This window comes from Agromyces sp. CCNWLW203 (assembly GCF_036576125.1).
GTDB lineage: Bacteria > Actinomycetota > Actinomycetes > Actinomycetales > Microbacteriaceae > Agromyces.
Genome location: NZ_JAZHYX010000002.1, coordinates 164,150 through 189,100 on the forward strand (window position 1 = coordinate 164,150; position 24,951 = coordinate 189,100).

Here is a 24,951-nt window from a genome sequence, read left to right on the forward strand (position 1 = left end):
TATCTTGACGTCGAGATTCTTCGGCGGGACCGGGCCGACACCCACCAGCCCCTGTGCGCTCTCGCGCGTGCGGATCGATTGGAAGTAGAGCGTGGATCTTTACGAGTACCAGGCCAGAGACCTGTTCGAGCAGTACGGCGTTCCCGTGCTTCCGGGCATCGTCGCCGACACCGCCGATGAGGTGCGCGCGGCCGCCGAGAAGCTCGGCGGCGTCGTGGTCGTCAAGGCCCAGGTGAAGACGGGCGGCCGCGGCAAGGCCGGCGGCGTCAAGGTCGCGAAGAACCCCGACGAGGCGTACGAGGCCGCGAAGGCGATCCTCGGGCTCGACATCAAGGGCCACGTCGTCAAGCGCGTCATGGTGGCCGGCGGCGCACGCATCGCGCAGGAGTTCTACTTCTCGGTGCTGCTCGACCGGGCCAACCGCTCCTACCTCTCGCTCACGAGCGTCGAGGGCGGCATGGAGATCGAGGTGCTCGCCGTCGAGAAGCCCGAGGCGCTCGCGCGCATCGAGGTCGACCCGATCGCCGGCATCGACGCCGCCAAGGCCCGTGAGATCGCGGTCGCCGCGAACTTCCCGGCCGAGCTGGTCGACAAGGTCGCCGACGTGTTCGTGAAGCTCTACGAGGTCTACAAGGGCGAAGACGCGACGCTCGTCGAGGTCAACCCCCTGATCCTCGACGAAGACGGCAACGTCGTCGCGCTCGACGGCAAGGTCACCCTCGACGAGAACGCCGAGTTCCGTCACGCGAACCACGCCCTCCTCGAAGACAAGGCCGCGGCAGACCCGCTCGAGGCCGCAGCCAAGGAGCTCGACCTCAACTACGTCAAGCTCGACGGCCAGGTCGGCATCATCGGCAACGGCGCGGGCCTCGTCATGTCGACGCTCGACGTGGTCGCCTACGCCGGCGAGAACCACGGCGGCGTCAAGCCCGCCAACTTCCTCGACATCGGCGGCGGAGCCTCGGCAGAGGTCATGGCCAACGGCCTCGGCATCATCCTCGGCGACCCGCAGGTCAAGAGCGTGTTCGTGAACGTCTTCGGCGGCATCACGGCGTGCGACCAGGTCGCCAAGGGCATCGTGGGCGCGCTCGCCGAGCTCGGCTCGGCCGCGAACAAGCCCCTCGTCGTGCGCCTCGACGGCAACAACGTCGAAGAGGGCCGTCGCATCCTCGCGGAGGCCGCGCACCCGCTCGTGACCCTCGCCGAGAACATGGACCAGGGCGCCGACAAGGCCGCCGAGCTGGCGAACGCCGCGTAAGTAAGGGATTCAGACATGACGATCTTCCTCAACAAGGACTCCAAGGTCATCGTCCAGGGCATCACCGGCGGCGAGGGCTCCAAGCACACGTCGCGCATGCTCGCGGCGGGCACCCAGGTGGTCGGCGGCGTGAACGCGCGCAAGGCCGGCACCACCGTGCTGCACAACGACGCTGCCGGCAACCCCGTCGAGCTGCCGGTGTTCGCGTCGGTCGCCGAGGCGATGGAGAAGACGGGGGCGGATGTCTCCATCGCCTTCGTGCCGCCGGCCTTCACGAAGGACGCCGTGATCGAGGCCATCGACGCCTCGATCCCGCTCCTCGTCATCATCACCGAGGGCGTGCCCGTGCAGGACTCCGCCGAGTTCTGGGCCTACGCCCAGGAGAAGGGCGACGCGACGCGCATCATCGGCCCGAACTGCCCCGGCATCATCAGCCCCGGTGAGGCGCTCGTCGGCATCACGCCGGCGAACATCACCGGCAAGGGCCCCATCGGCCTCGTCTCGAAGTCGGGCACGCTCACGTACCAGATGATGTACGAGCTGCGCGACCTCGGCTTCTCGACCGCGATCGGCATCGGCGGCGACCCCATCATCGGCACGACGCACATCGACGCGCTCGCCGCGTTCGAGGCCGACCCCGAGACCAAGGCGATCGTGATGATCGGCGAGATCGGCGGCGACGCCGAAGAGCGCGCGGCCGACTTCATCAAGGCCAACGTCACGAAGCCGGTCGTCGGCTACGTCGCCGGCTTCACGGCTCCCGAGGGCAAGACCATGGGCCACGCCGGCGCCATCGTCTCGGGCTCCGCGGGCACCGCGCAGGCGAAGAAGGAGGCCCTCGAGGCCGCCGGCGTCAAGGTCGGCAAGACGCCGTCCGAGACCGCGCAGCTGCTTCGCGAGGTCTACGCCGCGCTGTAGCGATCGAGCGGATGCCGCGACATCCGCTGCTCGCATGGAACCGCCCCGCCGGGAACACCGGCGGGGCGGTTTCGTCGTTCACTCGCTTTCAGGTCAGGGGTCGATCACGATCGTGCACGTCACGATCTGCGGTTCGAGGTTCTCGAGCGTGAGGGAACCGTCTCCGTTCGGATCGGTCGACTCGTCCGGATCCGGGAGGCCGGGGACGCAGTCGATCGTCGACGCCGTGCCGCCGTCGATCTGCGAGTCGACCGAGACCGTCAGGTTCGTCAACGGCATGTTCTGGAACGACACGGTCGCGGCGGGAGTGATCGGATCGCAATCGCCCTCGCTCTCGACGACCGTCGCCGTCTTGCCGTTCGCGCCGATCAGATGGTAGCCCGCCGGCACGGTCTCGGTGACGGTGTAGTCGCCGGCGAACGTGCTCACGAGCAACCCGGAGACGCAGGCGACGCCGTTCGCGTCGGTCATGGCCTGGACGCCGGCCGGCGGCAGCTCACCACCGGTGACGGTGAACGTGACGCCCTGATGCGGGTAGTCGCCCGATCCGGTCGCCGCGTGCTTGCGCGTCTTCACGATCTTGAGCGCGCCGACCTCCCTGCCATTGGTGAACGTGCAGGTCACGGTCTCGCCCGCGGAGACGGCGATCGCTCCGACGGCGGAGCCGTCGTCGCACGTGGCCGACTGGAGGTTCCAGCCTGCCGGTACGGTCTCGGCGGCGTCATACATTCCGGGAGTCAGCTCGGCGAAGGTCTTCGAGTCCTTGCCGGCGAGGCCGGGTGCCGTCGTGGTGAGCGTGAACGCGGCGGGTGTCAATGAGCTCGACGTGAAGTCGAAGGCTCCGTCTCCATCAGCCGTGACCTTCTCGATGATGATCGTGCCGCGTGGTCGGTTCGTGAACGTGCAGTCCACGGTGTCGGCTGCGCTTGCGAGGTTGAACGAAACGGTGCGTGTGGCGACGTCGGTCGTCGCGTTCGCCCCGGCCGAGCTCGCGCTGCAGTCGATGCTCAGCAGATCCCATCCGTCGGGTGGCAGGTCTTCGGACACCGTGCCGGCCTGGCCCGTGAGCACGCCGGGGATGACCTTCACACCGTCATCCGTCAGGTTGAACGTGTTCGGAACAACCGGTGACGTGGTGAACGCCTTCGTGAAGCCGAACGAGGTCACGTTGGGGTCTTCATCAGGGAGCGTCTGCTTGCGTATCGTCACCGAGCCGCAGTTCGAGATGTTCGTCGGCGCCGGTGCGATGAAGTCCTTCATCGCGGCCGAGAAGGAGTCGGAGGACCGGCTCTTCAAGTACGCGCTGCCGAAGGAGACGCACGATCCCAGGCCGCCGGTGAGCGCCGTGAAGTCCACGGACGCCTCGCCGAAGGTGCGAGCGGAGATCGAACCCAGGCCGTCAGCAGCGCCGGCGGCGATCGCCGTCGTGTTGATCGAGCCGGTCGCGACGCCCGCCGACGTGAGGTTGGTGCGCGTGCTCCAACACGGAACCGCGTTGCTCGCTGCGCACTGGCTGCCTGCGCCGGCGGTGACCCAGCGCGAGACGAAGAGCACGGGGTTCGTGCCGCCCTGCGAGAGGTCGTACTGGATGAGCAGGTCGCCCGTCGTACGTACCGGCGTCACGTTGTTCGCCGAGATCGTCGGCGACTGGTTGAACTCGAAGTCCATGTTCGTCGTGCCGCTCGGGTCCTGGACGCGGTGCCAGAACATGTGGAGGTACTTCGTGTTCCCGACCGTTTCGAGGTAGGTGCCGAAGTTCTTCAGGTCGCTCTTGTTCGGCGGGATGCTCCCGTCGACGACCGAGGGCACCGGGGTGTCCTCCTTCGAGCCCTGGCCGAACGAGTCGTCGCCCGAGCCGGTCGGCAGGTCGGCCTTTCGGTTCTCGGTGACCCCGGCCCAGTCGATCGAGGGCGCCCCGTCGTCGACCACGAGGTTCGCGTTGGTGTCGATCTCGAAGTTGCTGCCGGCGAGGCTCACCTCCGGATGGTTCGCCTGGGCGGGGCCGGCCGCGATCACGCCGGTCAGCACGAGGGCGCCGGCTGCGGCGGCAGCGGCGATGCGCATGGGACTGCGCCGGGGATGATCGGGTGGGGTGGGACTGGGCAGAGTGGTATCGCGTCGAAACATCGTCGTCTCCGTTGGGGGCGTTGCAGTCTGCCGATCGGTCGGGATGGCCGGTCGGGTCCCCTCGGGGTCCTGATGGGCGGCGGTGTGCCGGCGCGCGAGAAGCGCGAAAGTGCCTGTCGTCAGTCCGGTCGCCTCGGGTAAGCGACGACCGGCAGCATCAAGACCCGGAGAGGGGTCTTTCGCTTGTCAGGCGCAGGCTACACCCGGCGAGGATTCGCCGAACAGTAAACATGAAAGATCCTCACCCTCCAGAACGGGGGGTGTCCATGCCAGAGTGGAGGGATGAGCGAGCAGCAATCATCTGCGAAGGGCCTGAGCCCGGCCCACCGCATCGTGCGGGCGACCTTCGTCACCGAGGAATCCGTGTACGGGGTGCTGCTCGTCTCGGGCATGATCGTCGCGTCGGGCGGCCATGGAGAGAGCTCGTGGCGCGTCTTCTGGAGCGTCGCGATCACCGTCGTGGTCTTCTGGGCCGCGCACGTCTACGCGGGCACCGTCGCCCACCACGGCCTCGACCACGAGCGCGTCGTGGGCCTGAAGGAGTCGTTCGGCATCGCCATGCTGCGCTCGCGCGGTCTGCTGCTCTCCTCGGCGATCCCCCTCTTCATCCTGCTGCTCGGCGCCACCCGGGCGATCCCAGACCCCGTCGCCATCTGGACGGCACTCTGGGCGGGCGTCGTCGTGCTCGCGGTGCTCGGCTTCATCGCGTTCCACCGACGAGGTGCACCGTGGCCGGTGCAGGTGCTCGGCTCTCTCATCACCGCGATGTTCGGCATCGCCCTGATCGTGTTGAAGGCCGTCATCCACTGAGCCGCGACACGACTCGTTCACGCGAACGAGACGATGTGCGCGCCCGCGGCCGAACGCTAGGGTCGTGGGCAGGGGTGCCTCATGGCCACGAACGGTGACACTGAACTCGAAGCGCGCATCGCCGCGCTCGAATCCGAGAACGCTGCGCTTCGCGCCGGCATGGAGCAGGGCGTTTCGGATGCCGCGGCATCCGCTGCACCGAAGACCAGACGACGCTGGGGCCGGAGCCTCACGGCCGTCGTGCTCATCGTCGTCGGGCTGCTGCTCGCGCCGGTGGCCGTGATCACGGCGTGGGCCCGCCTCGAGCTGGCCGACACGAACCGCTTCGTCGCGACCTTCGCGCCGATCATCGAGGAGCCGGCCGTGCAGGCCTACCTCGGCGACGAGGTGACGGCGGCGATCGAGGAACAGGTCGACATCCCGGGGCTCACCTCCGATGTGTTCGACGGCATCCGCTCGCTCGGGCTGCCGCCGAGGGCCGATGCGGCGCTCGGGCTGCTCGAGGGGCCGGCGGCGCAGGGCATCCAATCGCTCGTCTCCGACGTCGTCGACCGGTTGATCACCTCGCCCGCCTTCGCCGACATCTGGGCGAACACGCTGACCATCACGCACACGCAGTTCGTGGCGGCCATGCAGGGCGACCCCGACGCCGCGCTCGCCGTCGGCAGCGACGGCACGATCTCGGTGCAGCTCGGGCCCATCGTCGAGTCCGTGAAGGAGCGCCTCATCGAACAGGGCGTCGGCTTCGCGCAGGCGATCCCCGAGGTGGATCGGAGCGTGGTCATCGCACAGGACGACTCGTTCGCGCTCATCCGCACCGTCTACGCACTCGCCGTCGGCGTCGGCACCTGGCTGCCCTGGGTCATGCTCGCGTTCCTCGTGATCGGCGTGGTGCTCGCCCGCAACCGGGTCAGGGCGCTCGTCTGGACGGCGGGCGGCTTCGCCCTCTCGATGGCGCTCCTCGCAAGCGGCGTCGGCATCGGGCGCTGGTATTTCGTCGGGGCGGTGAGCCCGTCGGTCATGCCGGCGAACGCCGCGGAGGCGATCTACTCTGGCCTCATCGAGATCATGATGTCGACGGTCGTCGCGCTCCTGGTGCTCGGCGTGCTCGTGGCCGTCGTGGCCTGGTTCTCGGGCCCGTGGCGTCCGGCCCGAGCGCTGCGGGGGTTCGCCGCGACGGGATTCTCGGCGGTGCGCCGCACCGCGGCCTCGCACGGGGTCACGACGGGGCGTTTCGGCATCTGGCTCGATCGGTGGAGGGCCATCGCCTACATCGCGATCGCGGTCGTCGCATCCCTCGTGGTGCTGTTCTCGCGCCCGGTCTCGACGGGCTTCGTCGTCACGACCGTGCTGCTCGCCCTCCTGGCCCTGCTCGTCGTCGAACTGCTCCGGCGACCGGAAACCGAGGTGGAGGCGGCCGGGAACGAGGTCGATGGTCTCGACGAGGTCGACGAGTCGGTGCTCGTCGGGGTCGTCGCCGACGGTGACGTCGTCGAGGCGGTCGTCCAGGAGGCGGACGTCGCACCGTCGGGTCGCGGCGACTCCGCACGTCCTGCCGACTGAGCGGCGCCGGGCGGGGTAGGCTCCCGGTGGAATGAGACGCACGACGATCGCCCTGCTCGCCGGCCTCGAGGCATCCGTCGCCGCCCTCATCGGCCTCGGCATCGCGCTCGTGCCGCTCATGCTGCTGTGGGCCGTGCACTTCGGGCTCGCGGTCGACGCGGCGCTGTTCCTCCGCGCGGCAGCCGACGTGTGGCTCCTCGGCCACGGCGTCGACCTCGTGGTGCAGCTCGACGCCGTCACGGCCGAGCAGACCGGGCTGCCGGGTGCCGGCGACCCGTTCCCGATCACGATCGCGCTGCTCGGCTTCGCCCTCATCTCGGTGGCGTTCGCGCGCCGCATCGGCCGGCGCTCGGCCGCCGAGGGGCACTCGTTCACCGGCGGCGTCTCCGCCGTCGCGGTCTACGCCGTCGTCGGATTCGTGCTGGCCACGGCGGCCGGCGTCGACGGCGCACGATCCTCGCTCTGGCAGGCGGCGCTGCTGCCGGCGCTCACGATGGCCGTCGGCGTCGTGATCGGAGCGGTCACCGAGTCGCTGCGCGACGATCCGATGACGGATGCCGCTGGCGGGCTCGTGCGTCGCCGGGTCGCCGAGTTGCCGCCGGCCCTCGTCGACGGCGTGCGCATCGCCGTGCGCATCGGCGCCGGCGCGGCGTTCGGGCTCCTCGCCGTCGCCGGAGTGCTCGTCGCCGTGCTCATCACGATCGACTACGCGACGATCGCGGGCCTCTACCAGTCGCTCGGCAGCGGGATCGACGGCGGCATCGCCCTGACCGTCGCCGAGCTCTCGCTCATTCCGAACGTCGTCATCTGGGGTGCGGCGTGGTTGCTCGGCCCCGGGTTCGCGATCGGCGCCGGCTCGTCGGTGGCGCCCTCTGGCACGTTGATCGGGCCGATGCCCGGTCTTCCGCTGCTCGGAGCCCTGCCGAACGAGGCGCAGCCGTTCGGCGCCCTCTGGCTCGTCGTGCCCGTGCTGCTCGGGTTCGTCGGGGCCTGGCTCGTGGCGCCGTCGGTGCCCTCGGAGTGGAGCCCGCACGGCGAGCGGGACGTGCGCGGCGCCTGGTGGTTCCCTGCCGTGATCGGCGTCGGGTCGGGCGCGGTGGCCGGGCTCGTGCTCGGGCTGCTCGCCTGGTGGTCGGGCGGGGCCGTCGGCCCGGGCCGGCTCGCCGAGGTCGGCCCCGATCCGTGGGCGGTCGCAGGCGTCGCAGCACTCGTGGTCGGCGTCGGCGCCATTGCGGGCGCCTATTCGGTGCGAGCCCGCGGTCGGTCGGACGGCGGCCACGAGGCATCCGCTCGCTCGTCGTTCGATCGCGGTTTCGAGCGGGGCATCGACGAGGAGCCGCCGCCGTTCGATCCGAACACGACCGAGGTGCTCGGCCGGTAGGCATCGAAGGATGCTGAAGCTCGTCGTCCTCATGTCGGGCGTCACGCTGGCGCGGCATCCAACCTTCGCCGGCCGGTAGGCTCGGAGGGTGCTGAAGCTCGTCGTCCTCATCTCGGGCACCGGATCCAACCTTCGTGCCCTGCTCGACGCCTCCGCCGACGCGGAGTTCCCGGCGCGGGTCGTGGCGATCGGCGCCGACCGCGACGCCGAAGGGCTCGCCCTCGGCGAGGAGTACGGCGTGCCGACCTTCTCCGTACCCTTCACGGCGTATCCCGATCGCGACGCATGGGGCGACGCCCTCATCGCCGAGGTCGCGCGGTGGGAGCCCGACGTGGTCGTGCTCTCGGGCCTCATGCGCCTCGTGCCGCCCGCCGTCGTCGACGCGTTCTCGCCGCACCTCATCAACACGCACCCGGCCTATCTGCCCGAGTTCCCGGGGGCGCACGGGGTGCGCGACGCGCTCGCCGCGGGCGTCACGCAGACGGGCGCGAGCCTCATCGTCGTCGACAACTCCGTCGACGGCGGCCCCATCATCGCGCAGGAGCGCATTCCGGTGCTGCCGGGCGACACCGAGTCGAGCCTGCACGACCGCATCAAGCCCGTCGAACGACGCCTGCTCATCCAGGCCGTGCTCGACATCGCCAACCAGCACCTCGACCTGAAGGAATTCGCACGATCATGAGCGGCCCCGCCATCGACCCCAGCCTCTACCGCGAACGCGACCTCGTGCCGGTGCGCCGTGCGCTCATCGCCGTGAGCGACAAGCGGGGCCTCGTCGAGCTCGCCACCGCACTCGTCGGCGCCGGCGTCGAGATCGTCTCGACGGGCGGCACGGGCAAGGCCATCGCCGAAGCGGGCCTGCCCGTCACGCAGGTCGCCGAGGTCACCGGCTACCCCGAGCACCTCGACGGGCGCGTGCGCACGCTCCACCCCGCCGTGCACTCCGGCCTCCTCGCCGACCTCCGCCTCGAGAGCCACGAGGCCGAGCTCGCGGGCCTCGGCATCGAGCCCTACGAGCTCGTCGTCGTGAACCTCTACCCGTTCGCCGAGACGGTCGCCGCGGGCGCCGCCCCCGACGCCGTCATCGAGCAGATCGACATCGGCGGCCCCGCGATGGTGCGGGCCTCGGCGAAGAACCACGCGAACGTCGCCGTGGTCGTCTCTCCCAGCCGCTACGACGAGATCGCCGCTGCGGTCGCTGCGGGAGGCACGACGCTCGCCCAGCGCACCGAACTCGCGCGCGAGGCGTTCCGCCACACCGCGTCGTACGACGTCGCCGTCGCCTCGTGGCTCGGCAGCGTCGTGGCCCCTGACCAGCCCGCCGAGGAGTCGCCGTTCCCGGCCTGGGTCGGCGGCACCTGGACGAAGGACGCCGACCTCCGCTACGGCGAGAACTCCCACCAGAAGGGCGCGCTCTACGCCTCGCAGGGCGGGCGCCCCGGCATCGCGCAGGCCGTGCAGCTGCACGGAAAAGAGATGTCGTACAACAACTACGTCGACGCCGACTCCGCGGTGCGAGCGGCGTTCGACTTCGACGAGCCCGCCGTGGCGATCATCAAGCACGCGAACCCGTGCGGCATCGCAGTGGCCTCGTCCGGGGCATCCGACCCCATCGCCGACGCGCACCGTCGTGCGCACGAGTGCGACCCGGTCTCGGCGTTCGGCGGCGTCATCGCCGCGAACCGCACCGTGACGCTCGAGATGGCGCAGACCGTGTCTGGCATCTTCACCGAGGTGCTCATCGCGCCGGCCTTCGACGGCGAGGCGCTCGAGCTGCTGTCGCAGAAGAAGAACCTGCGGCTGCTGACGCTGCCCGAGGGCTTCGAGCCGACGGCCGTCGAGCTGCGTCAGGTCTCGGGCGGCATGTTGCTGCAGCAGGCCGACCGTCACTTCGCACCCGCGACGGAGTGGACCCTCGCCGCCGGCGAGCCCGCCGACGAGGCGACCCTCGCCGACCTCGAGTTCGCGTGGACGGCGTGCCGCGCAGTGAAGTCGAACGCGATCCTCCTCGCGGCAGACGGCGCCTCCGTCGGCGTCGGCATGGGCCAGGTCAACCGCGTCGACTCGTGCAAGCTCGCGGTCGAGCGGGCGGGGGAGCGGGCGGCCGGTTCGGTCGCGGCATCCGACGCCTTCTTCCCCTTCGCCGACGGCCTGCAGATCCTCCTCGACGCCGGAGTACGCGCGGTCGTGCAGCCGGGCGGCTCGATCCGCGACGACGAGGTCATCGCGGCGGCCCGCGAGGCCGGCGTCACGATGTACTTCACGGGCGAGCGTCACTTCTTCCACTGATCGGGCTCCTCCAGCCCGTCGCCGGCAGAGCGGATGCCGCGGCATCCGCCCGGCCGCGACGGCGGTACCCTTGAATCGACCCCGTGCTCATGAGGCGCAGGGAAGGTTCCGCCCACGAAGCGGATGAATCAAGGAGAACGATCGATGACGATCACCCACGCACCGGCGACCCCCACGACCGGCGCCAGCGCAGCACTGCCGACGGAGGCACCCGACCACGAACGGGTGCTCATCACCCGCGGCGCCCGTTCCGGGCTCACGATCGTCGTGGCCGTGCACTCGACCCGCCTCGGCCAGGCCCTCGGCGGTGCCAGACTCTGGCACTACGACCAGTGGACCGACGCCCTCGCCGATGCCCTCCGCCTCTCGCAGGCGATGACCATGAAGAACGCCGCGGCGGGCCTCGCGCGCGGCGGCGGCAAGTCCGTCATCGCGATTCCGGCGGGCACGACGATCGATGCCGCGACGACCCACGACGCCATGCTCGACCTCGGCGACGCGATCGAGTCCCTCGGCGGCGCCTACATGACCGCCGAAGACGTCGGCACGAGCGCCGAGCTCATGGCCGTCGTGCACGAGCAGACCTCCCACGTCTGCGGCCTTCCGCCCGAGCAGGGCGGCGTCGGCGAGCCGGCGGACGCCACGGCCGCGGGTGTGCACGCCTCCATCCTCGCGACGCTCGGCGAGGTCTTCGAATCGAACGACCCGGCGGGCCGTCACTTCGTGATCGCCGGTCTCGGACAGGTCGGCGGCCGCCTCGCACGGAGCCTCGCCGCGGCCGGCGCCCGCCTGACCGTGACGGACGTCGCGGAGGGCAAGCGTGCGCTCGCCGACGAGCTCGGCGCGGCCTGGGTCGACCCGGCCGAGGCCCACCTCGTCGAGGCCGACGTCTTCGTGCCGTGCGGGCTCGGCGGCGTGCTCACGCCCGAGGTGGTGCGTGACCTCCGCGTCGCCGCCGTCGTCGGCGCCGCGAACAACCAGCTCGCCTCGCGCGACGTCGCCGCACTGCTGCAGGGGCGGGGCATCGTCTGGGCTCCCGACTTCGTGGTGAACGCCGGCGGTGTCATCTACCTCGATGTCGCGAGCGCGCCGGGAGCCGACCAGGCCGCCCTCGACGCCCGCATCGCGGGCATCGGCGACACCGTGGCATCCGTGCTGCGCAGCGCCCGCGCAGAGGGCACCACGACGCTCGAGGCCGCCGAGCGCCTCGCGCGAACCCGGCTCGACGCCGCTCGCTGAGTCGCGCGCCGAGGCGGCATCCGGGTTCGTCCGGGTGCCGCCTCGCCCGTGGCGCGGTCGGTCGCGCCGTCTCGTGCAGTTGCGCTTCGGCCTGCCAAGTGCGCCCGTCGTGCCGTCTCGTGCCATCGCGCCTCGGTGCGCGAAGTGCGCTGTTCGCGCGGCCAGTAGGCTCGTGCCATGACGTCCCCCGCCATGCCCCCGACCGCCCCGGCCCGGTTCACACCGGCGATCACCCCGGGCCGGCGGGTGGCCGCAGTGCTCGCGTCATCGGCCGCCGTCGCGCTCGCGGCGATGCTCGTCTCGCTGCTGGCGTTCTTCATCGGCAGCGGCCAGTCGCCGCAGGTGCTCGGCCAGGTGTTCGGCCATTTCTCTCTCGCCGCCTTCGTCGCGTGGGTGCTGCTCTCGGTCGCGAACGCGGTCGGGGCGACGCGAGCGTGGTTCCTGACGCTCATCACGGGTTTCACCTCGGGCTGCCTGGCAGCCCTGATCGCGACGACCGTGACCGCGAGCTCGGCGGGCAACCCGTTCTCCGGACCGGTCTTCCTGTTCGTGGTCGGCTCGCTCGTGAGCCTCAACCTGATCTTCATCCTCTCGGTCATCGTCGGCGAGATGCTGCTCGCACCCGTGGTGTTCCGCGGCATCCTCGCCTACGCTCCCGAAGCGGCCGATCGGCGCATCGCGCTCGTGCGCATCCCCGCCTCCAACCTCGACGAGGCCGTGCTCACGCATCGTGAACGGCAGCCCATCGACCAGGCGCTCGCCGACCAGCAGTGGGACAACTACTGCGCCGCCCTCGTGGCCGAGGGCTGGGAGACGATCGAGGTCGACGCGGCGCCCGAGCTTGCGGACTCGGTGTTCGTCGAGGACACGGTCGTGATGTTCGGCGACCTCGCCGTGCTCGCGAGCCCCGGGGCGGAGTCGCGCCGCGCCGAGGTCGAGGCGGTCGAGCGCGCGGTGCGCAGCGTGCCGGGCCTCACGGTGACCCGCATCGAACTGCCGGGCACGCTCGACGGCGGAGACGTACTGAAGGTCGGCTCGACGGTCTACGTCGGGGCCTCCGACCGAACGAACGCCGAGGGCATCCGGCAGCTGCGCACCCTGCTCACGCCGCACCGCTACACCGTCGTCGCCGTGCCCGTCACGAAGGCGCTGCACCTGAAGAGCGCCGCCACCGCGCTGCCTGATGGCACGATCATCGGCGACCCGGCACTGCTCGACGTCACGAGCCTGTTCCCGCGCTTCCTGCCGGTGTTCGAACCCGAGGGCGTCGCCGTGATCGAACTGTCGCGCGAGTCGCTGCTCATGTCGTCGGCGGCGCCGCAGACGGCTGCCATGATCGCGAGCCTCGGCTATCGGGTCGTGACCGTCGACATCGGCGAGTTCGAGAAGCTCGAGGGCTGCGTCACGTGCCTGTCGGTGCGGGTGCGCTGAGCGAGACCGCCCGGCCGTCGTGCAGCTCGAGCACGCGGTCGGCACGGCCGACGAGCGCGGGATCGTGGGTCGTCACGACAGCCGCGACGCCGCGGCTGTGCACGAGTTCGCCGATGAGGTCCATGACCGTCGCCGCCGTGCCGCTGTCGAGCTGACCCGTGGGCTCGTCGGCGAGCAGCAGCTGCGGGCGCGCCGCGAGCGCCCTCGCGATGCCGACGCGCTGCTGCTGACCTCCCGAGAGTTCGTACGGGCGCTGGGCCGCATGGCCGGCGAGCCCGACGAGCTCGAGCGACTCGGCGACGCGTGCATCGCGTTCGGCGGGATCCATGCGCTGCAGGCGCAGCGGCACCTCGACGTTCTCGGCCGCCGAGAGCACGGGGATGAGCCCGAACGACTGGAAGATGTAGCCGAGCCGGTCGCGGCGCACTGCCGCGAGTTCGTCGTCGCCGAGAGCCGACAATTCGTCGTCGCCGAGCAGCACCCGGCCGCTCGTCGGCCGGTCGAGGCCGCCGAGCAGGTTGAGCAGCGTCGTCTTACCGGCGCCCGAGGGCCCTGTCACGACGAGCAGTTCTCCGGGCCGCACCTCGAGTGAGACCTCGGCCACGGCATGCACCGCCCCCGCCTTCGACTCGAAGACTCGGCTGATCGATTCGGCGCGCAGGGTGCTCATCGCTCCTCCTGTTCCGGTGCATCAGTGGCGGATGCCTCGGCCGCGCGCTCCTCGGTGCGGCGGGCACGTCGGGTCGTGGGCGCTGGGGCGGGGGCCGGGGTCGCATCCGGTGTGGGGGCCGCATCCCGTGTCGGGGCCGGAGCCGCGGCAGCCGGCGGCGGGGCCGAGGCCGAAGCGGGCCCGTCGGAGTCCGCACCGGCGGTCGCCGGTTCATCGCTCTGACGGGGTGCCGCGGCATCCGCTCGCCCTTCATCGCCCGGCCACACGCCGACGTGATCGGCCTCGAGGGCGAGCCGCACGCGGTCGCGCAGCTCGAGGCTCTGCATGAAGTCGTGCGGCAGCTGCAAGCGCCCGACGCGGTCGAGCACCGCGAACTCCTCGGCGATGTGCTGCTCTTCGCCGTGCTCGTCGACGCGGGTCGACCGCAGCACCTCGGTCGAGGTGCGTCCGTCGCGGATCTGCACGGTTCGGCGCACATGGCCCGAGACCGTCGGGTCGTGCGTGACGATGAGGGTGGTGACGCCGAGCTCTTCGTTCACGCCGCGCATCGCCTCGAGCACCGCGGCCGACGTGGACTCGTCGAGCTCACCCGTCGGCTCGTCGGCGAGCAGTACCTGCGGGGAATTCGCGAGGGCGACGGCGATCGCGACGCGCTGCTGCTGCCCGCCCGAGAGCTCACCGGGGCGCCGGTCGTGCAGCTCGCCGACGTCGAGGAGTTCGAGCAGCTCTGCGACGCGGCTCGCCCGTGCCGCACCGCGCAGGGTGCCGGCGACGTTCATCGCGAGTGCGACGTTCTCGGCCGCGGTCAGGTAGGGCAGCAGGTTTCGCGACGTCTGCTGCCAGACGAAGCCGACCGTGTGCCGCTGGTAGGCGACGCGTTCGCGGGCGCCCATCGTGAGCAGGTCGTGGCCGGCGACCCTGGCGACACCGGCCGTGGCGGTGTCGAGGCCCGAGAGGATCGTCAGAAGCGTGGACTTGCCCGACCCCGAGGCACCGACCACCGCGACCATCTCGCCGGGATCGACGCGCAGGTTCAGCCCCTGCAGGGCCTGCACCTCCACGCCGTCGGCGCTGAAGATGCGTACGAGGTCGCTGCACAGCACGTGCGGCTCGGCCGATGTCGAAGCCGGGGCGGGCGGGTCGTTGCGGGTCACGGGGTCATCCTTCCTCTTCCTTGCGCATCGCGCGAGCGGCGTTGACGCTGCCGTCGATGCGGGATGCCACGGCCACGGCCGCGACCGTCACGAGCACGCTGCCCGCGAGCACCGCGGCGATGAGCCAGGGGTCGAGCGTCACGGCAGGCTGCGCGTCGCCGTCGGTGAATGCCCGCAGGTCGATGCCGGCGAGCACGACGAAGGGCAGCGCGACCCCGAGCAACGCACCGGCGACGAGCGCGATGAGGGCGACCGGGCCGATCTCCCACGCGACGAGTGCGCGCTCGCCGCGGCGGCCGAGGCCGAGCGTCGAGAGCAGCGGCAGCAGTCGGTCGCGGGCCGGGCGGCCGACGACGAGCGTGAGCACGATCGCGAGCGCGGTCAGCAGGCTCGCGAGCACGATCGCGACGACGAGCGAGATCACGAGCCCTTGCGTCGTCGGTCGCTCGCGCAGTTCGGCGAGCAGCTCGTCGGGCGTGACGATCACGGCGTCGTCGCCGGCGATCGCGGCGAGAGCGGTGGTGATCTCTTCCGCCGCCGCGGCGGAAGTGCCGTCATCGAAGCGCACGAGCACGGTGCGGGGCACGAGCGTCGCGGTGAACGGCTTCGCGTTCGCGGCGTCCATGAGCACCCAGTTCGAGCGCGGAGAGAACGCGGTGCGACCGTCGACGACGCCGAGCGAGTCGAATCCCTCGCCGTCGAGCTCGGCGGTGTCGGCGCCCGAAACGAAGTCCGCGACGGTCTTCGAGAGCAGCACGGGCACGTCGTCGGCGTCGTTCGCGTCGAGGCCGGCGGGCAGCGGCGTCGCCCCGTCACGACCCTGCTGCACCTGCCGCATCTCCTCGGTGTCGATCACGATGAGCGTCGAGGAGCGCGAGCGCCCGTCGGCGGTGACCTTGGTGGCCTTCGCCGAGTACACCGGTGCGATCGCTGCGACCCCCGGTACGGCCTCGAAGTCGCCGAGCTGTTCGAGGGTGAACGGCGTGCCGCCGACGGCGGCGTCGGCGCCGACCTGCGCGTCGGCGGCCCGTTCCACGCCCGACTGCACGGTGCCGAGCAGCACCGAGGAGAACACGGCGACGGAGACGCCGACGACGACGGCGAGCACGGGCACGAGCCCGGCCGAGGGGTCGCGGAGCGCCCGCGCCGACCCGAGGAACGGCACGAGACCGACTCGACGCGCAGTGCGGCGTACGAGCATCGCGAGGGGGATCGGGTAGACCCGCAGTACGACGAGGCACGCGAGCAGCGAGAGGAGGAGCGGCACGGCGGCCAGCAGGGGATCGACCCCGGTCGCCGCGGCGGAGGTCGCGAGGCCTCGGCGGTAGAGCAGCACGACGGCCGTGATCGCGAGCACCGCGACGAGCAGTTCGGCCATCCAGCGGAGGCGGCCGCTGCTCGGCCTGCCGAGATCCGCCCTGGCCCTGCGGAGCGGGCTGAGGCCGGGCTCCGCCGCGACGAGGAGCACCGCGGGCACGAGCGCGAAGAGCGCCGCGACCGCCCAGCCGCCGGCGCCGGCATCGGCGGCCACGAGGAGCGAGCCGAGGAGGCCCCCGACGATCGCGGCCGGCACGCCGATGGCGAGCCCCTCGAGCGCGAGGATGCCGCGGAGCTGTCCGGGTGAGGCGCCGCGGGCGGCAGCCAGCTCGAGACCCGTGCGCCGTCGCTCGAAGACCACTCGGGCCCCGAGCACGAGCACGGCGACCATCACGCCGATCGGACCCGAGGCGATCGTGGCCAGCACGGCGTCGCTCGCGCTCGCCGCGGCGGCCGCTTCGTTCAGCGCATCGGTGAGGCCGCTCGTGAAAGCGACCTCGCCGACCGTCGCGAACCAGTACTCCCATGAGCCGCTGCCGAGCACGAACACCCGGCTCGTGAACTCGCCGAGCTGCGTCACGAGCTCGGCGGATTCAGCGGCCCGGATGCGGTCGGGCATGGTCGGGAACCAGGCATCCATCGACGTCGGGAGGTTGGACTCCTGCAGCGCCGTCCACGAGACCGGGTCGGCGAAGCCGAGGCCCGTGATCTCGATGTACCCGCCGGGGGTGTACGCGACCGACGGCTCGAGGGCCACCTGCGGCAGGTGGGTCCAGAAGCCGTCGTCGGCGTCGGTCGCGGCGAACGTGCCGACCAGCCGCACGTCGTGCGGAGTCGTGCCGATCGGGATCGACCGGTCCTCGCCCAGCTCCCACTCCATCTCCTCGGCGACGGCGTCGGCGAGCACGATCTCGAGCGGGGAGTCGCCCGGCACGGGGCCTGTCAGGGTCGCTGGCCACTCGCCGCCGGTGAGGGCGATGTGCTCGCGGATCCTCGGATCGAACGCCGTGAACAGCTGGTACGAGGTGGAGCCCGATGCAGCGCCCGGCACGCTCGCCTTCGTCGGACCGGCGACGAGCGCGGTGAGCGGTTCACCGGTGACCCGCGCGAGCAGCCCGGGCATGTCGTCGCGGATGTCGAGCATCCGCTGCTCCTGCGCGCCCCAGACGGCGTCGATCTCGGGGTCGAGACTCGTGCCGCCGCTCGACGCACCGAGCTCCGGCAGGTTGCGACTGGAGGTGAGGACATCGATCTCGCGCGCGGGAAACTCGGCGAGCGACTGCTCGAGCGCCGCCGTGTGCATCGCGGCGACGGCGCGCGGCACGGCGGTGGCGAGTAGCGCGCCGGCGGTCACGAGCAGTGCGAGCATGATCGACGCGACGGGCCCGGCGAAGAACTGACGTCGAAGCAGCCCGGCGGCGCTCAGCCGTGAGCGGTGCGGTGCGGTCATCCCTCCTCCTGCCTGAGACCGGGGCGAGCGGCGATGCGCCGAACGGATGCCGCGGCGCCCGCCGTGATCGCGGCGGCGAGCACGAGGAACACGGCGATGCCGACGAGCCACGGTGCGAGGTCGATGCCGAACCCGACGGGGACGACGGCCGGCACACCGGCGACGGCCGCCCTCGCGAGCTCACGCGAGGTGAGGAGCGCCGTCGCGACGCCGACGAGTGCGCCGATCACGACGGCGGTGCCGAGCGTCACGGCGAGTTCGGCGGCGCGGGCCCGCGATTGCGTGCGCGCGGGAACGCCGAGCGCGCGCAGCACGACGATCTCACCGAACCGGCTGCCGCCGAGCGCCGCGACGAGGGCCACGACCGCGATGAGGGCGAAGAGCAGTGCGCCCGCGGCGCCGACCTGGAGCGCGACGATCGCCGGCGCGATGAACGGGGCCGACGACGAAGCCGACCGGGCGTCGGCGATGACGGTCGAGCCGTGCGCGCGATCGAGATCGGCGGCGAGCTGTTCGGGCTCGGCGGTCGCGATCCACCGTTCGCCGAAGGCCGGCACACCTGCGTCGGCATCGAAGGTGTATCGCTCGAGGGCGCCGAGGTCGGCGAGCACGCCGTCGTCGCCGGCGGTGGGCACCACGGGGAGCACACCGGCGACGACGGCGTCGATCTCGGCACCGCCCGTGAGCACCCGGAAGGCGAACTCGTCGCCCGTTCGGGCCGAGATGCGTTGGGCGAGTTCGGCGCCGAGCACGACGGGAAGCGGATCACCGCCTCCGTCGGTCAGGTGCGCACGGGCGGCGGGTGCCTTCGAGGTGAGGAGGTGCTCGCGCTCCACCTCGAATCCTGGGCCGGCGACGCTCGAGCCGTCGAGGGAGATCGCGCCGAACGAGACGAGCACGTCGGCGCCAGAGGCGCCCGAGAGAGACGCCCCGAGGCCGATGAAGCGCAGGCCCTCGGCCGCCGGCACGTCGAGACCCACGTCGCCGCCGCCCGCAGCGACGTCGACCGGAACCGCGATCACGGGCGTCGCGGCGCCGGCCTCGGTGAGGAACCAGGCGGTCACGGCGACGGTGCCCCCCGTGCCGGCGGGGGCGTCGAGCGCGACGGCGACGTCGAGTGTGGTGGTACCCGGCGGCACCGGTGTTCCGGCGTCGGCGGCGGATGCGCCCAGCGCTGCGGCGGCGCCGGCCGCACCGGTGCCGGGGGCGATGCGCCCGGTGGCGCCGACTGGCAGCGCCACGACCGTCGCGGGCTCCGAGCCGATGCGCACCTCGCCGCGGAAGACGGGCCCCTCGGCGGCGATGCCCTCGACACCGCCGAGGCCGTCGTCGAGTGCCAGCTCATCGGGGCCCTGCACGACGTCTCGACCCGCGTACGACACCCGAACCTCGCCGCCGGTCGCGAGTGCGGAGGCGGTGGTGTCGATGCCCTGCCAGGCGCCCGAGAACGCCGCGGAGAGCGTCAGCCCGGCGACCGCGAGCATCGTCACGAGGGAGGCGGCCGAGTAGAGTGACGCGCGTCGAGCGAGCTGCCGCATCGGCAGCGATGGCACGAGCCCGGGGCGGGCCGCGGCGAGGCGTTCGAGCAGCGCATCGATCGGGCGCGCGAGCCGGAGCGCCGCGAGGGCGAGGGCGGCGAGCACGAGCATCGGTGCGAGCACGGCGATCGGATCGACCTCCACCCCGCCCGACGCGCTCAGCACGAGCGGCGAGCCGTACAGCCGGAACTGCCAGAGCGCGACGGCGGCGAGCACGACGAGCAGCACGCTTCCGCCCGTCGCGAGGCCGCGCGCGAGCCGGCCGGTCTCGTCGCCCGAACCGCGAACGACGGGCCGGCGGGCGTCGAGCCACGCGCGGCCGGCGACGACGACGAGGGTGCCGACGAGCACCACGGCGGCCACGGCAGCGGCGACGGCCGGACTGCGGGCCTCTCCGGGTCTCGCCACCATGAGCACCGCTTCCGCTCCCACGGCGCCGAGGATCGCGGCCGGCACCCCGAGCGCGAGCACTTCGACCGCCGTGTCGCGGGCGAGACGTGCAGCCGAGGCGCCACGGGCACGGAGCAGCACCGTCTCGCCGCGCCGGGCGGCGCCGAGCAGGCTCGCGAGTCGCGTCAGCGCGGCGATGCCCGTGAAGGCGAGGAGGAGGAGCGGCAGCGGCGCGATGGCCCGCACGGCGCCGAGACCCGCGAGCAGTCTGGCGAGCGTCGCGTCGAGCCCGCCGAGCGCGCTCAGCCCGTCGGCGCCGATGTCGGGTTCGGCGCGGAGGGCCGGCTCGACGTCGGGGAGTTCTGCGCGCAGCAGGCGCGCGGAGTCTGGCGTCACGGCGCTGTCGTCGACGACGGCCGTCCAGCGCACGACGGTCGCGGCGGGCAGGTCGAGGGCGGATGCCTCGGCCACGAGGAACGGGCCGGCGCCGTCGGCGGTCGCCCCGGTGGCGACGATGCCCTCGCCGAACCACGCGGGATCGCTCGGCTCGAGCGGCAGCCAAGTGCCGACCACGAGCAGGCGCCGGGCGGAGGCGCCGACGAGTTCGACGACGTCGCCGGCCTCGAGGCCGAGTGCCTCGGCTGCGGCGGCATGGAGCGTCGTCGGCACGGCGGTCTCGGCAGACGCGGCGGCGATCGCCTCCGATGCCTCCGGCCAGCTCCCGTCGACGAGTTCGGAGCGCGCCGGCGCACCGGGATCGGCGAGCAGCACCGCGCCGAACGCCGCCTCGCCGAACGTCGCGTCGACTGGCGCGGTCTCGACGCTGCGGGCCCAGGTCGCGTCGAGCGGCGTGATCATGCGATCGAGCACGGATGCCGCGGCATCCGCTTGGGCCTCTGGATCGTGCGCCACGCGGATCTGCCAGCGCGCCGCGCCGGCGGTGCCCTGAGCGGCGGCGAGACCGCTGCGGAGCCCGCTCACCGAGGAACCGGCGAGGGAGTCGATGACGGCGGTGGACAGCCCGGAGAGCAGGAGGACGACGGCGGCGATCGCGGCGAGCACGCCGGCGCGGGCGTTCGCGCGGGCGAACGCTGTCCGTGCCGCTCCCACGCGTGCTCCTCGTCGATCGGGTCGCACGCGCGGCGGCAGCAGGGGCCGGGCGTGACGGGTGCCATCGGGTTCGCCGTCGTCGCCCGCGCAGCGACGAATCCCCGTAGCCTAACCCCGGGATGGGTGTTGCGCGCCACCGGTTCGTACCCATATTCTGAAGGGCTGGCCGGGGAATGGGTTTCCGACCGGCCTCGAACGCTCGAAACGATTTGCAGGAGGACACCATGCAGACAGAAACCGACGCCCGCACGATTGCGGACTCCGGCTCTGCCCGCCCGGCGTACCTCGTCGGGCTCGCCGGGTAGACCGCCCGTCCCTCGCCACTGAGCCGCCCGTCGCCGGGCTCACCGCTCAGCTTCCGACTGTTCCGCGGTTTCACGCGCTGCTTTCACGCGCTCACGCGATCCGCGGCTTCCTTCACTCTTCGTTCTCCTTCGCCGACCGGGCCCGTTCACGGGCGCTCGGCGCTCCCATCCCGATTGGAAACCGGCTGTGTCCGTCTCCCTGCAAACGCCGACCGCACCCGACGCGCCCGAACCCGCATCGCAGCCCCCTCGGCTGAACACCGTTCGCGCGCTCTGGCGACTGCGCGAGTACGCCGGTCCCGCCATGCCGGCGTTCGCCGGCAGCATGGCGGCGGCCCTCGTCGCCCAGCTCATCGCGCTCACGATCCCGCAGGTGCTCCAGCAGATCGTCGACGGGCCGCTCGCGAACCGCGAGGCCGACGCGGTCATCCCGCTCGCCGTGCTCGTCTTCGTGCTCGGCGCCGTCGAGGCGATCCTCTTCGCGGTCCGGCGCTGGCTCGTCGTCGGCCCCGGCACGAGGGTCGAGGCGCGCATGCGCAACGCCCTCTACGCGAAGCTGCAAGACCTGCCGGTCAGCTTCCACGACCGGTGGCCGAGCGGCCAGCTGCTCTCGCGTGCCATCAGCGACCTCGGACTGATCCGGAGGTGGTTGTCGTTCGGCCTCGTGCTGACCGGCGCCAACGTCGTGATCATCGTGGTGGGCGTCGGCATCCTGATGTCGATGAACTGGTTCCTCGGGCTCATCTTCCTCGTCTGCTCGTTGCCGCTGTGGTGGGCGGGCTGGCGCTTCGAAGGCCGGTACTCCGAGATGTCGCGCCTCAGCCAGGATCAGGCGGGCGACCTCGCGACCGCCGTCGAGGAGTCCGTGCACGGCATCCGCGTGCTGAAGGCGTTCGGCCGGGGCAAGCACGCCCTCTCGACGTTCCGTGCACAGGCCGAATCGCTGCGCAGCACCGAGATCGAGAAGGCGCGCCTCGACGCGAACATCTGGGTGTGGATCATGGTCGTGCCGGCGATCGCGCTCTCGCTCTGCCTCGTGGTGGGCGTCTGGCTCGCCTCTCAGGGCCAGCTCAGCGTCGGCGAGCTCGTGGCGTTCTTCGCGACCGCGACGGTGCTCGCGTGGCCGATCGAGTCGATCGGCTTCATGCTCGCCTTCGCGCTCGACGCGCGCACCGCGACCGACCGGTTCTTCGACATCCTCGACAGCGAGAACACGATCGTCGACCCGGCCGAGCCCCGCACGCTCGAGCGGCCTCGGGGCGAGCTCGCGTTCAGCGACGTGCACTTCAGGTACCAGGACTCGCCCGAGCGGTTCGGCGACCTGCTCGACGGCGTCGACCTCGTGCTCGAGCCCGGCGAGACGATGGCGCTCGTCGGCCTCACCGGCTGCGGCAAGACGACGATGACCGCGCTCACGACGCGCCTCTATGACGTCACCTCCGGCTCGGTCATGCTCGACGGCGTCGACGTGCGCGCGTTCAGCCGCGATGAGCTGCGCACGCACATCGCGATGGCGTTCGAGGATGCGACGCTCTTCAGTGCCTCGGTGCGCGACAACGTGCTGCTCGGCCGACCCGAGCTCGCGGGCGACGACCCCGCCGTTCGGGCCGAGGCCGATCGGGTGCTCGACGAAGCGCTGCGCATCGCCCAGGCCGGCTTCGCCTACGAACTGCCCGACGGCCTCGATACGAAGGTCGGCGAAGAGGGCATGAGCCTCTCGGGCGGGCAGCGGCAGCGACTCGCACTCGCGCGCGCCGTCGCAGCCAAGCCCGCAGTGCTCGTGCTCGACGACCCGCTCTCGGCGCTCGACGTCGCGACCGAGGCGAGGGTCGAGGCCGAGCTCCGTTCGGTGCTCGCCTCGACGACCGCGCTCATCGTGGCGCACCGCCCTTCGACGGTCATGCTCGCCGACCGGGTCGCGCTGCTCGAGAACGGCCGGGTCACGGCGGTGGGCACCCACTCCGAGCTCCTCAGGGAGAGCGAGCACTACCGTTTCGTCATCACGAGCCTCGAAGACGAAGAGCGCAGGAGCACCGGCGTCGATGCCGTCGACGTCGAGGCCACGATCCGGGGCGATGACGTCGGCATCGACACCACGATCCGGGGCGATGCCGTCGGCATCGACACCACGATCCGAGAGGAGGCGGCATCATGAGCGTCACCGGTGTGCAGGGCGAAGAACGCCAGGACTACTCCAAGGCGGAGTCCGCGCAGATCCGCGCGCGCTCGCGGAGGCTGCTCGGTTCGCTCCTCGCCCCGCAGAAGGCGAGGCTGTGGTGGACCGCGGCCGCGATCGTCGTCTCGTCGGCGGCGCAGGTCGCGGGCCCCGCGCTGATCGGCTACGGCATCGACCAGGGCATCCCAGCGCTCATGCAGCAGAACTGGTTCCCCGTCGCCTTCGCCGGCGTCGCGTACCTCCTGACCGGGCTCGCGGGTGCGTTCCTCATCTCGGTGTATATCCGGCAGTCGGCCCGCATCAGCCAGGCCGTGCTGATCGACCTGCGCACGCGGGTGTTCCTGCACACGCAGAAGCTCTCGCTCGAGTTCCACGAGTCGTACACCTCGGGGCGCATCATCTCGCGGCAGACGAGCGACCTCGATGCGATCCGCGAGCTCATGGACGAGGGCCTGACCCTCCTCGTGCGCGGCCTCATGTACATGGTGTTCACGGGCATCATGCTCGTGGTCGTCGACGCCCCGTCGGCGCTCGTACTGCTCGGCGCGCTGATCCCGCTCGGCATCCTCACCCGCTGGTTCCAGGTGAGATCGCAGATGCTGTTCCGGCGATCGCGCGTGGCGTCGGCGAAGCTCATCGTGCAGTTCGTCGAGACCATGACGGGCATCCGCGCGGTGCAGGCGTTCCGCAAGCAGCGCCGCAACGAGGCCGAGTTCGACGGACTCGTCGAGGACTACCGCGACGTCAACGCGAAGGTGCTCGGCCTCTTCGCGGTCTACAACCCCGGCCTCGCCCTCATCGGCAACACGGCCGTCGCGGTCACGCTCGTGCTCGGCGGGTTCCGAGTCGTCGAAGGCGCCCTCGGCGTGGGCGTGCTGCTCTCGGTCGTGCTCTACACGAAGCGGTTCTTCGACCCGATGGAGGACATGGCGATGTTCTACAACGGGTACCAGTCGGCCTCGTCGGCGCTCGAGAAGATCTCGGGCGTGCTCGAGGAGGAGCCGAGCGTGCCCGACCCGGCGAAGCCGGTCGACCTGTGGAACGCCGAGGGCCACGTGCGCTTCGACGCCGTCGAATTCGCGTACACGAAGGATCGTGTCATCCTGCCGCGCTTCGACCTCGAGATCCCGGCGGGGCAGACCATCGCCCTCGTCGGATCGACGGGCGCCGGAAAGTCGACGCTCGCCAAGCTCATCGCGCGCTTCTACGACCCGAGCGACGGCGCGGTCACGCTCGACGGCATCGCGCTCAGCGACCTGCACCCGAAGGACCTGCGGCGGGCGATCGTCATGGTCACGCAGGAGGCGTACCTGTTCTCGGGCTCGGTGGCCGACAACATCGCGCTCGGCAAGCCCGGCGCCTCGTCCGACGAGATCGTGCGGGCCGCGATGGCAGTGGGGGCGCACGAGTTCATCGAAGGGCTGCCCAACGGCTATGACACCGACGTGAACAAGCGCGGCGGCCGGGTGAGCGCCGGGCAGCGGCAGCTCATCTCGTTCGCGCGGGCGTTCCTCGCGAACCCCGCCGTGCTGATCCTCGACGAGGCGACCTCCTCGCTCGACATCCCGAGCGAGCGGCTCGTGCAGGAGGGCCTCACGAAGCTCCTCGCCGACCGCACCGCGGTGATCATCGCGCACCGTCTCTCGACGGTCGCGATCGCCGATCGGGTGCTGGTGATGGAACACGGGCGCATCGTCGAAGACGGTTCGCCGGTCGACCTCATCGCGGGCACCGGCCACTTCGCGGCGATGCACGCGGCGTGGCGGAGCTCGCTGGTCTGAGCCGGTCGACGGGCCAGAACGAGCGGATGCCTCGTGCCGAACCC

At 71.6% G+C, this 24,951-nt stretch carries 15 protein-coding genes and 1 pseudogene; 11 read left to right on the plus strand and 5 right to left on the minus strand.

The annotated features are described in order from the left end of the window. The first annotated feature begins 91 nt into the window (after nt 1-91). Nucleotides 92-1,258 carry an ADP-forming succinate--CoA ligase subunit beta gene (gene sucC, locus VPH61_RS06480; protein ID WP_332062688.1) on the plus strand — a complete coding sequence of 389 codons (1,167 nt, stop codon included), beginning with the start codon at nt 92-94 and terminating at the stop codon, nt 1,256-1,258. 15 nt (nt 1,259-1,273) lie between these two features. Then, a complete protein-coding gene (sucD, locus tag VPH61_RS06485) occupies nt 1,274-2,176 on the plus strand; it encodes a succinate--CoA ligase subunit alpha (RefSeq protein WP_332062689.1) in 903 nt (300 codons plus the stop codon). Nucleotides 2,177-2,269: 93 nt separating this feature from the next. On the opposite strand, the gene VPH61_RS06490 is transcribed toward sucD, so the two are convergent. Then, a complete protein-coding gene (locus VPH61_RS06490; RefSeq protein WP_332062690.1) occupies nt 2,270-4,240 on the minus strand; it encodes a prealbumin-like fold domain-containing protein in 1,971 nt (656 codons plus the stop codon). A gap of 345 nt (nt 4,241-4,585) precedes the next feature. Between VPH61_RS06490 and VPH61_RS06495 the strand changes: the two genes are divergently transcribed. The 7 genes from VPH61_RS06495 to ddaH all read left to right on the plus strand — a co-directional run bounded on the left by VPH61_RS06495 (nt 4,586) and on the right by ddaH (nt 13,016). Then, on the plus strand, nt 4,586-5,113 hold the full coding sequence (locus VPH61_RS06495; RefSeq protein WP_332062691.1) for a hypothetical protein: 528 nt from the start codon (nt 4,586-4,588) through the stop codon (nt 5,111-5,113). An 81-nt stretch (nt 5,114-5,194) separates the two neighbouring features. Further along, a complete protein-coding gene (locus tag VPH61_RS06500) occupies nt 5,195-6,676 on the plus strand; it encodes a hypothetical protein (RefSeq protein ID WP_332062692.1) in 1,482 nt (493 codons plus the stop codon). Nucleotides 6,677-6,707: 31 nt separating this feature from the next. Continuing rightward, complete coding sequence (locus VPH61_RS06505) at nt 6,708-8,057, plus strand: cell division protein PerM (protein WP_332062693.1); 1,350 nt, start codon at nt 6,708-6,710, stop codon at nt 8,055-8,057. Between the two features lie 88 nt (nt 8,058-8,145). After that, nucleotides 8,146-8,739 carry a phosphoribosylglycinamide formyltransferase gene (purN, locus tag VPH61_RS06510; protein ID WP_332062694.1) on the plus strand — a complete coding sequence of 198 codons (594 nt, stop codon included), beginning with the start codon at nt 8,146-8,148 and terminating at the stop codon, nt 8,737-8,739. After that, nucleotides 8,736-10,346: a bifunctional phosphoribosylaminoimidazolecarboxamide formyltransferase/IMP cyclohydrolase gene (purH, locus tag VPH61_RS06515; RefSeq protein WP_332062695.1), complete on the plus strand. Its 1,611-nt coding sequence runs from the start codon at nt 8,736-8,738 to the stop codon at nt 10,344-10,346. Before purN ends, purH begins: the two co-directional genes overlap by 4 nt. A gap of 144 nt (nt 10,347-10,490) precedes the next feature. Further along, nucleotides 10,491-11,585 carry a Glu/Leu/Phe/Val dehydrogenase family protein gene (locus VPH61_RS06520; RefSeq protein WP_332062696.1) on the plus strand — a complete coding sequence of 365 codons (1,095 nt, stop codon included), beginning with the start codon at nt 10,491-10,493 and terminating at the stop codon, nt 11,583-11,585. Between the two features lie 177 nt (nt 11,586-11,762). Further along, nucleotides 11,763-13,016 (plus strand): dimethylargininase, encoded by a 1,254-nt coding sequence (gene ddaH / locus VPH61_RS06525; protein WP_332062697.1) that lies wholly within the window; start codon nt 11,763-11,765, stop codon nt 13,014-13,016. Here ddaH and VPH61_RS06530 read toward each other — a convergent pair. From VPH61_RS06530 to VPH61_RS06545, 4 genes and pseudogenes are all read right to left on the minus strand, one after another. Beyond that, the gene (locus tag VPH61_RS06530; protein WP_332062698.1) at nt 12,988-13,686 is read right to left on the minus strand and encodes an ABC transporter ATP-binding protein; all 699 of its coding nucleotides are present in this window, start codon (nt 13,684-13,686) and stop codon (nt 12,988-12,990) included. The genes ddaH and VPH61_RS06530 overlap by 29 nt on opposite strands. Before the next feature lie 257 nt (nt 13,687-13,943). Continuing rightward, nucleotides 13,944-14,840 (minus strand): annotated as a pseudogene (locus VPH61_RS06535) (ABC transporter ATP-binding protein); the annotation flags it as partial. Between the two features lie 4 nt (nt 14,841-14,844). Further along, nucleotides 14,845-17,607 carry an FtsX-like permease family protein gene (locus VPH61_RS06540; RefSeq protein WP_332062699.1) on the minus strand — a complete coding sequence of 921 codons (2,763 nt, stop codon included), beginning with the start codon at nt 17,605-17,607 and terminating at the stop codon, nt 14,845-14,847. After that, nucleotides 17,604-20,645 (minus strand): hypothetical protein, encoded by a 3,042-nt coding sequence (locus VPH61_RS06545; protein WP_332062700.1) that lies wholly within the window; start codon nt 20,643-20,645, stop codon nt 17,604-17,606. The genes VPH61_RS06540 and VPH61_RS06545 overlap by 4 nt, the downstream gene beginning before the upstream one ends. 504 nt (nt 20,646-21,149) lie before the next feature. On the opposite strand from VPH61_RS06545, the gene VPH61_RS06550 reads away from it, so the two are divergent. Continuing rightward, complete coding sequence (locus VPH61_RS06550) at nt 21,150-23,105, plus strand: ABC transporter ATP-binding protein (protein ID WP_442879066.1); 1,956 nt, start codon at nt 21,150-21,152, stop codon at nt 23,103-23,105. Further along, complete coding sequence (locus VPH61_RS06555) at nt 23,102-24,907, plus strand: ABC transporter ATP-binding protein (RefSeq protein WP_332062701.1); 1,806 nt, start codon at nt 23,102-23,104, stop codon at nt 24,905-24,907. The genes VPH61_RS06550 and VPH61_RS06555 overlap by 4 nt, the downstream gene beginning before the upstream one ends. The last annotated feature ends 44 nt before the right edge of the window (nt 24,908-24,951 follow it).

Coding starts and splice junctions, on each gene's coding strand:
- sucD (WP_332062689.1), top strand. CDS start 1,274: ATGACGATCTTCCTCAACAAGGACTCCAAGGTCATCGTCCAGGGCATC.
- VPH61_RS06490 (WP_332062690.1), bottom strand. CDS start 4,240: ATGCGCATCGCCGCTGCCGCCGCAGCCGGCGCCCTCGTGCTGACCGGC.
- VPH61_RS06495 (WP_332062691.1), top strand. CDS start 4,586: ATGAGCGAGCAGCAATCATCTGCGAAGGGCCTGAGCCCGGCCCACCGC.
- VPH61_RS06500 (WP_332062692.1), top strand. CDS start 5,195: ATGGCCACGAACGGTGACACTGAACTCGAAGCGCGCATCGCCGCGCTC.
- VPH61_RS06505 (WP_332062693.1), top strand. CDS start 6,708: ATGAGACGCACGACGATCGCCCTGCTCGCCGGCCTCGAGGCATCCGTC.
- purH (WP_332062695.1), top strand. CDS start 8,736: ATGAGCGGCCCCGCCATCGACCCCAGCCTCTACCGCGAACGCGACCTC.
- VPH61_RS06520 (WP_332062696.1), top strand. CDS start 10,491: ATGACGATCACCCACGCACCGGCGACCCCCACGACCGGCGCCAGCGCA.
- ddaH (WP_332062697.1), top strand. CDS start 11,763: ATGACGTCCCCCGCCATGCCCCCGACCGCCCCGGCCCGGTTCACACCG.
- VPH61_RS06530 (WP_332062698.1), bottom strand. CDS start 13,686: ATGAGCACCCTGCGCGCCGAATCGATCAGCCGAGTCTTCGAGTCGAAG.
- VPH61_RS06540 (WP_332062699.1), bottom strand. CDS start 17,607: ATGACCGCACCGCACCGCTCACGGCTGAGCGCCGCCGGGCTGCTTCGA.
- VPH61_RS06555 (WP_332062701.1), top strand. CDS start 23,102: ATGAGCGTCACCGGTGTGCAGGGCGAAGAACGCCAGGACTACTCCAAG.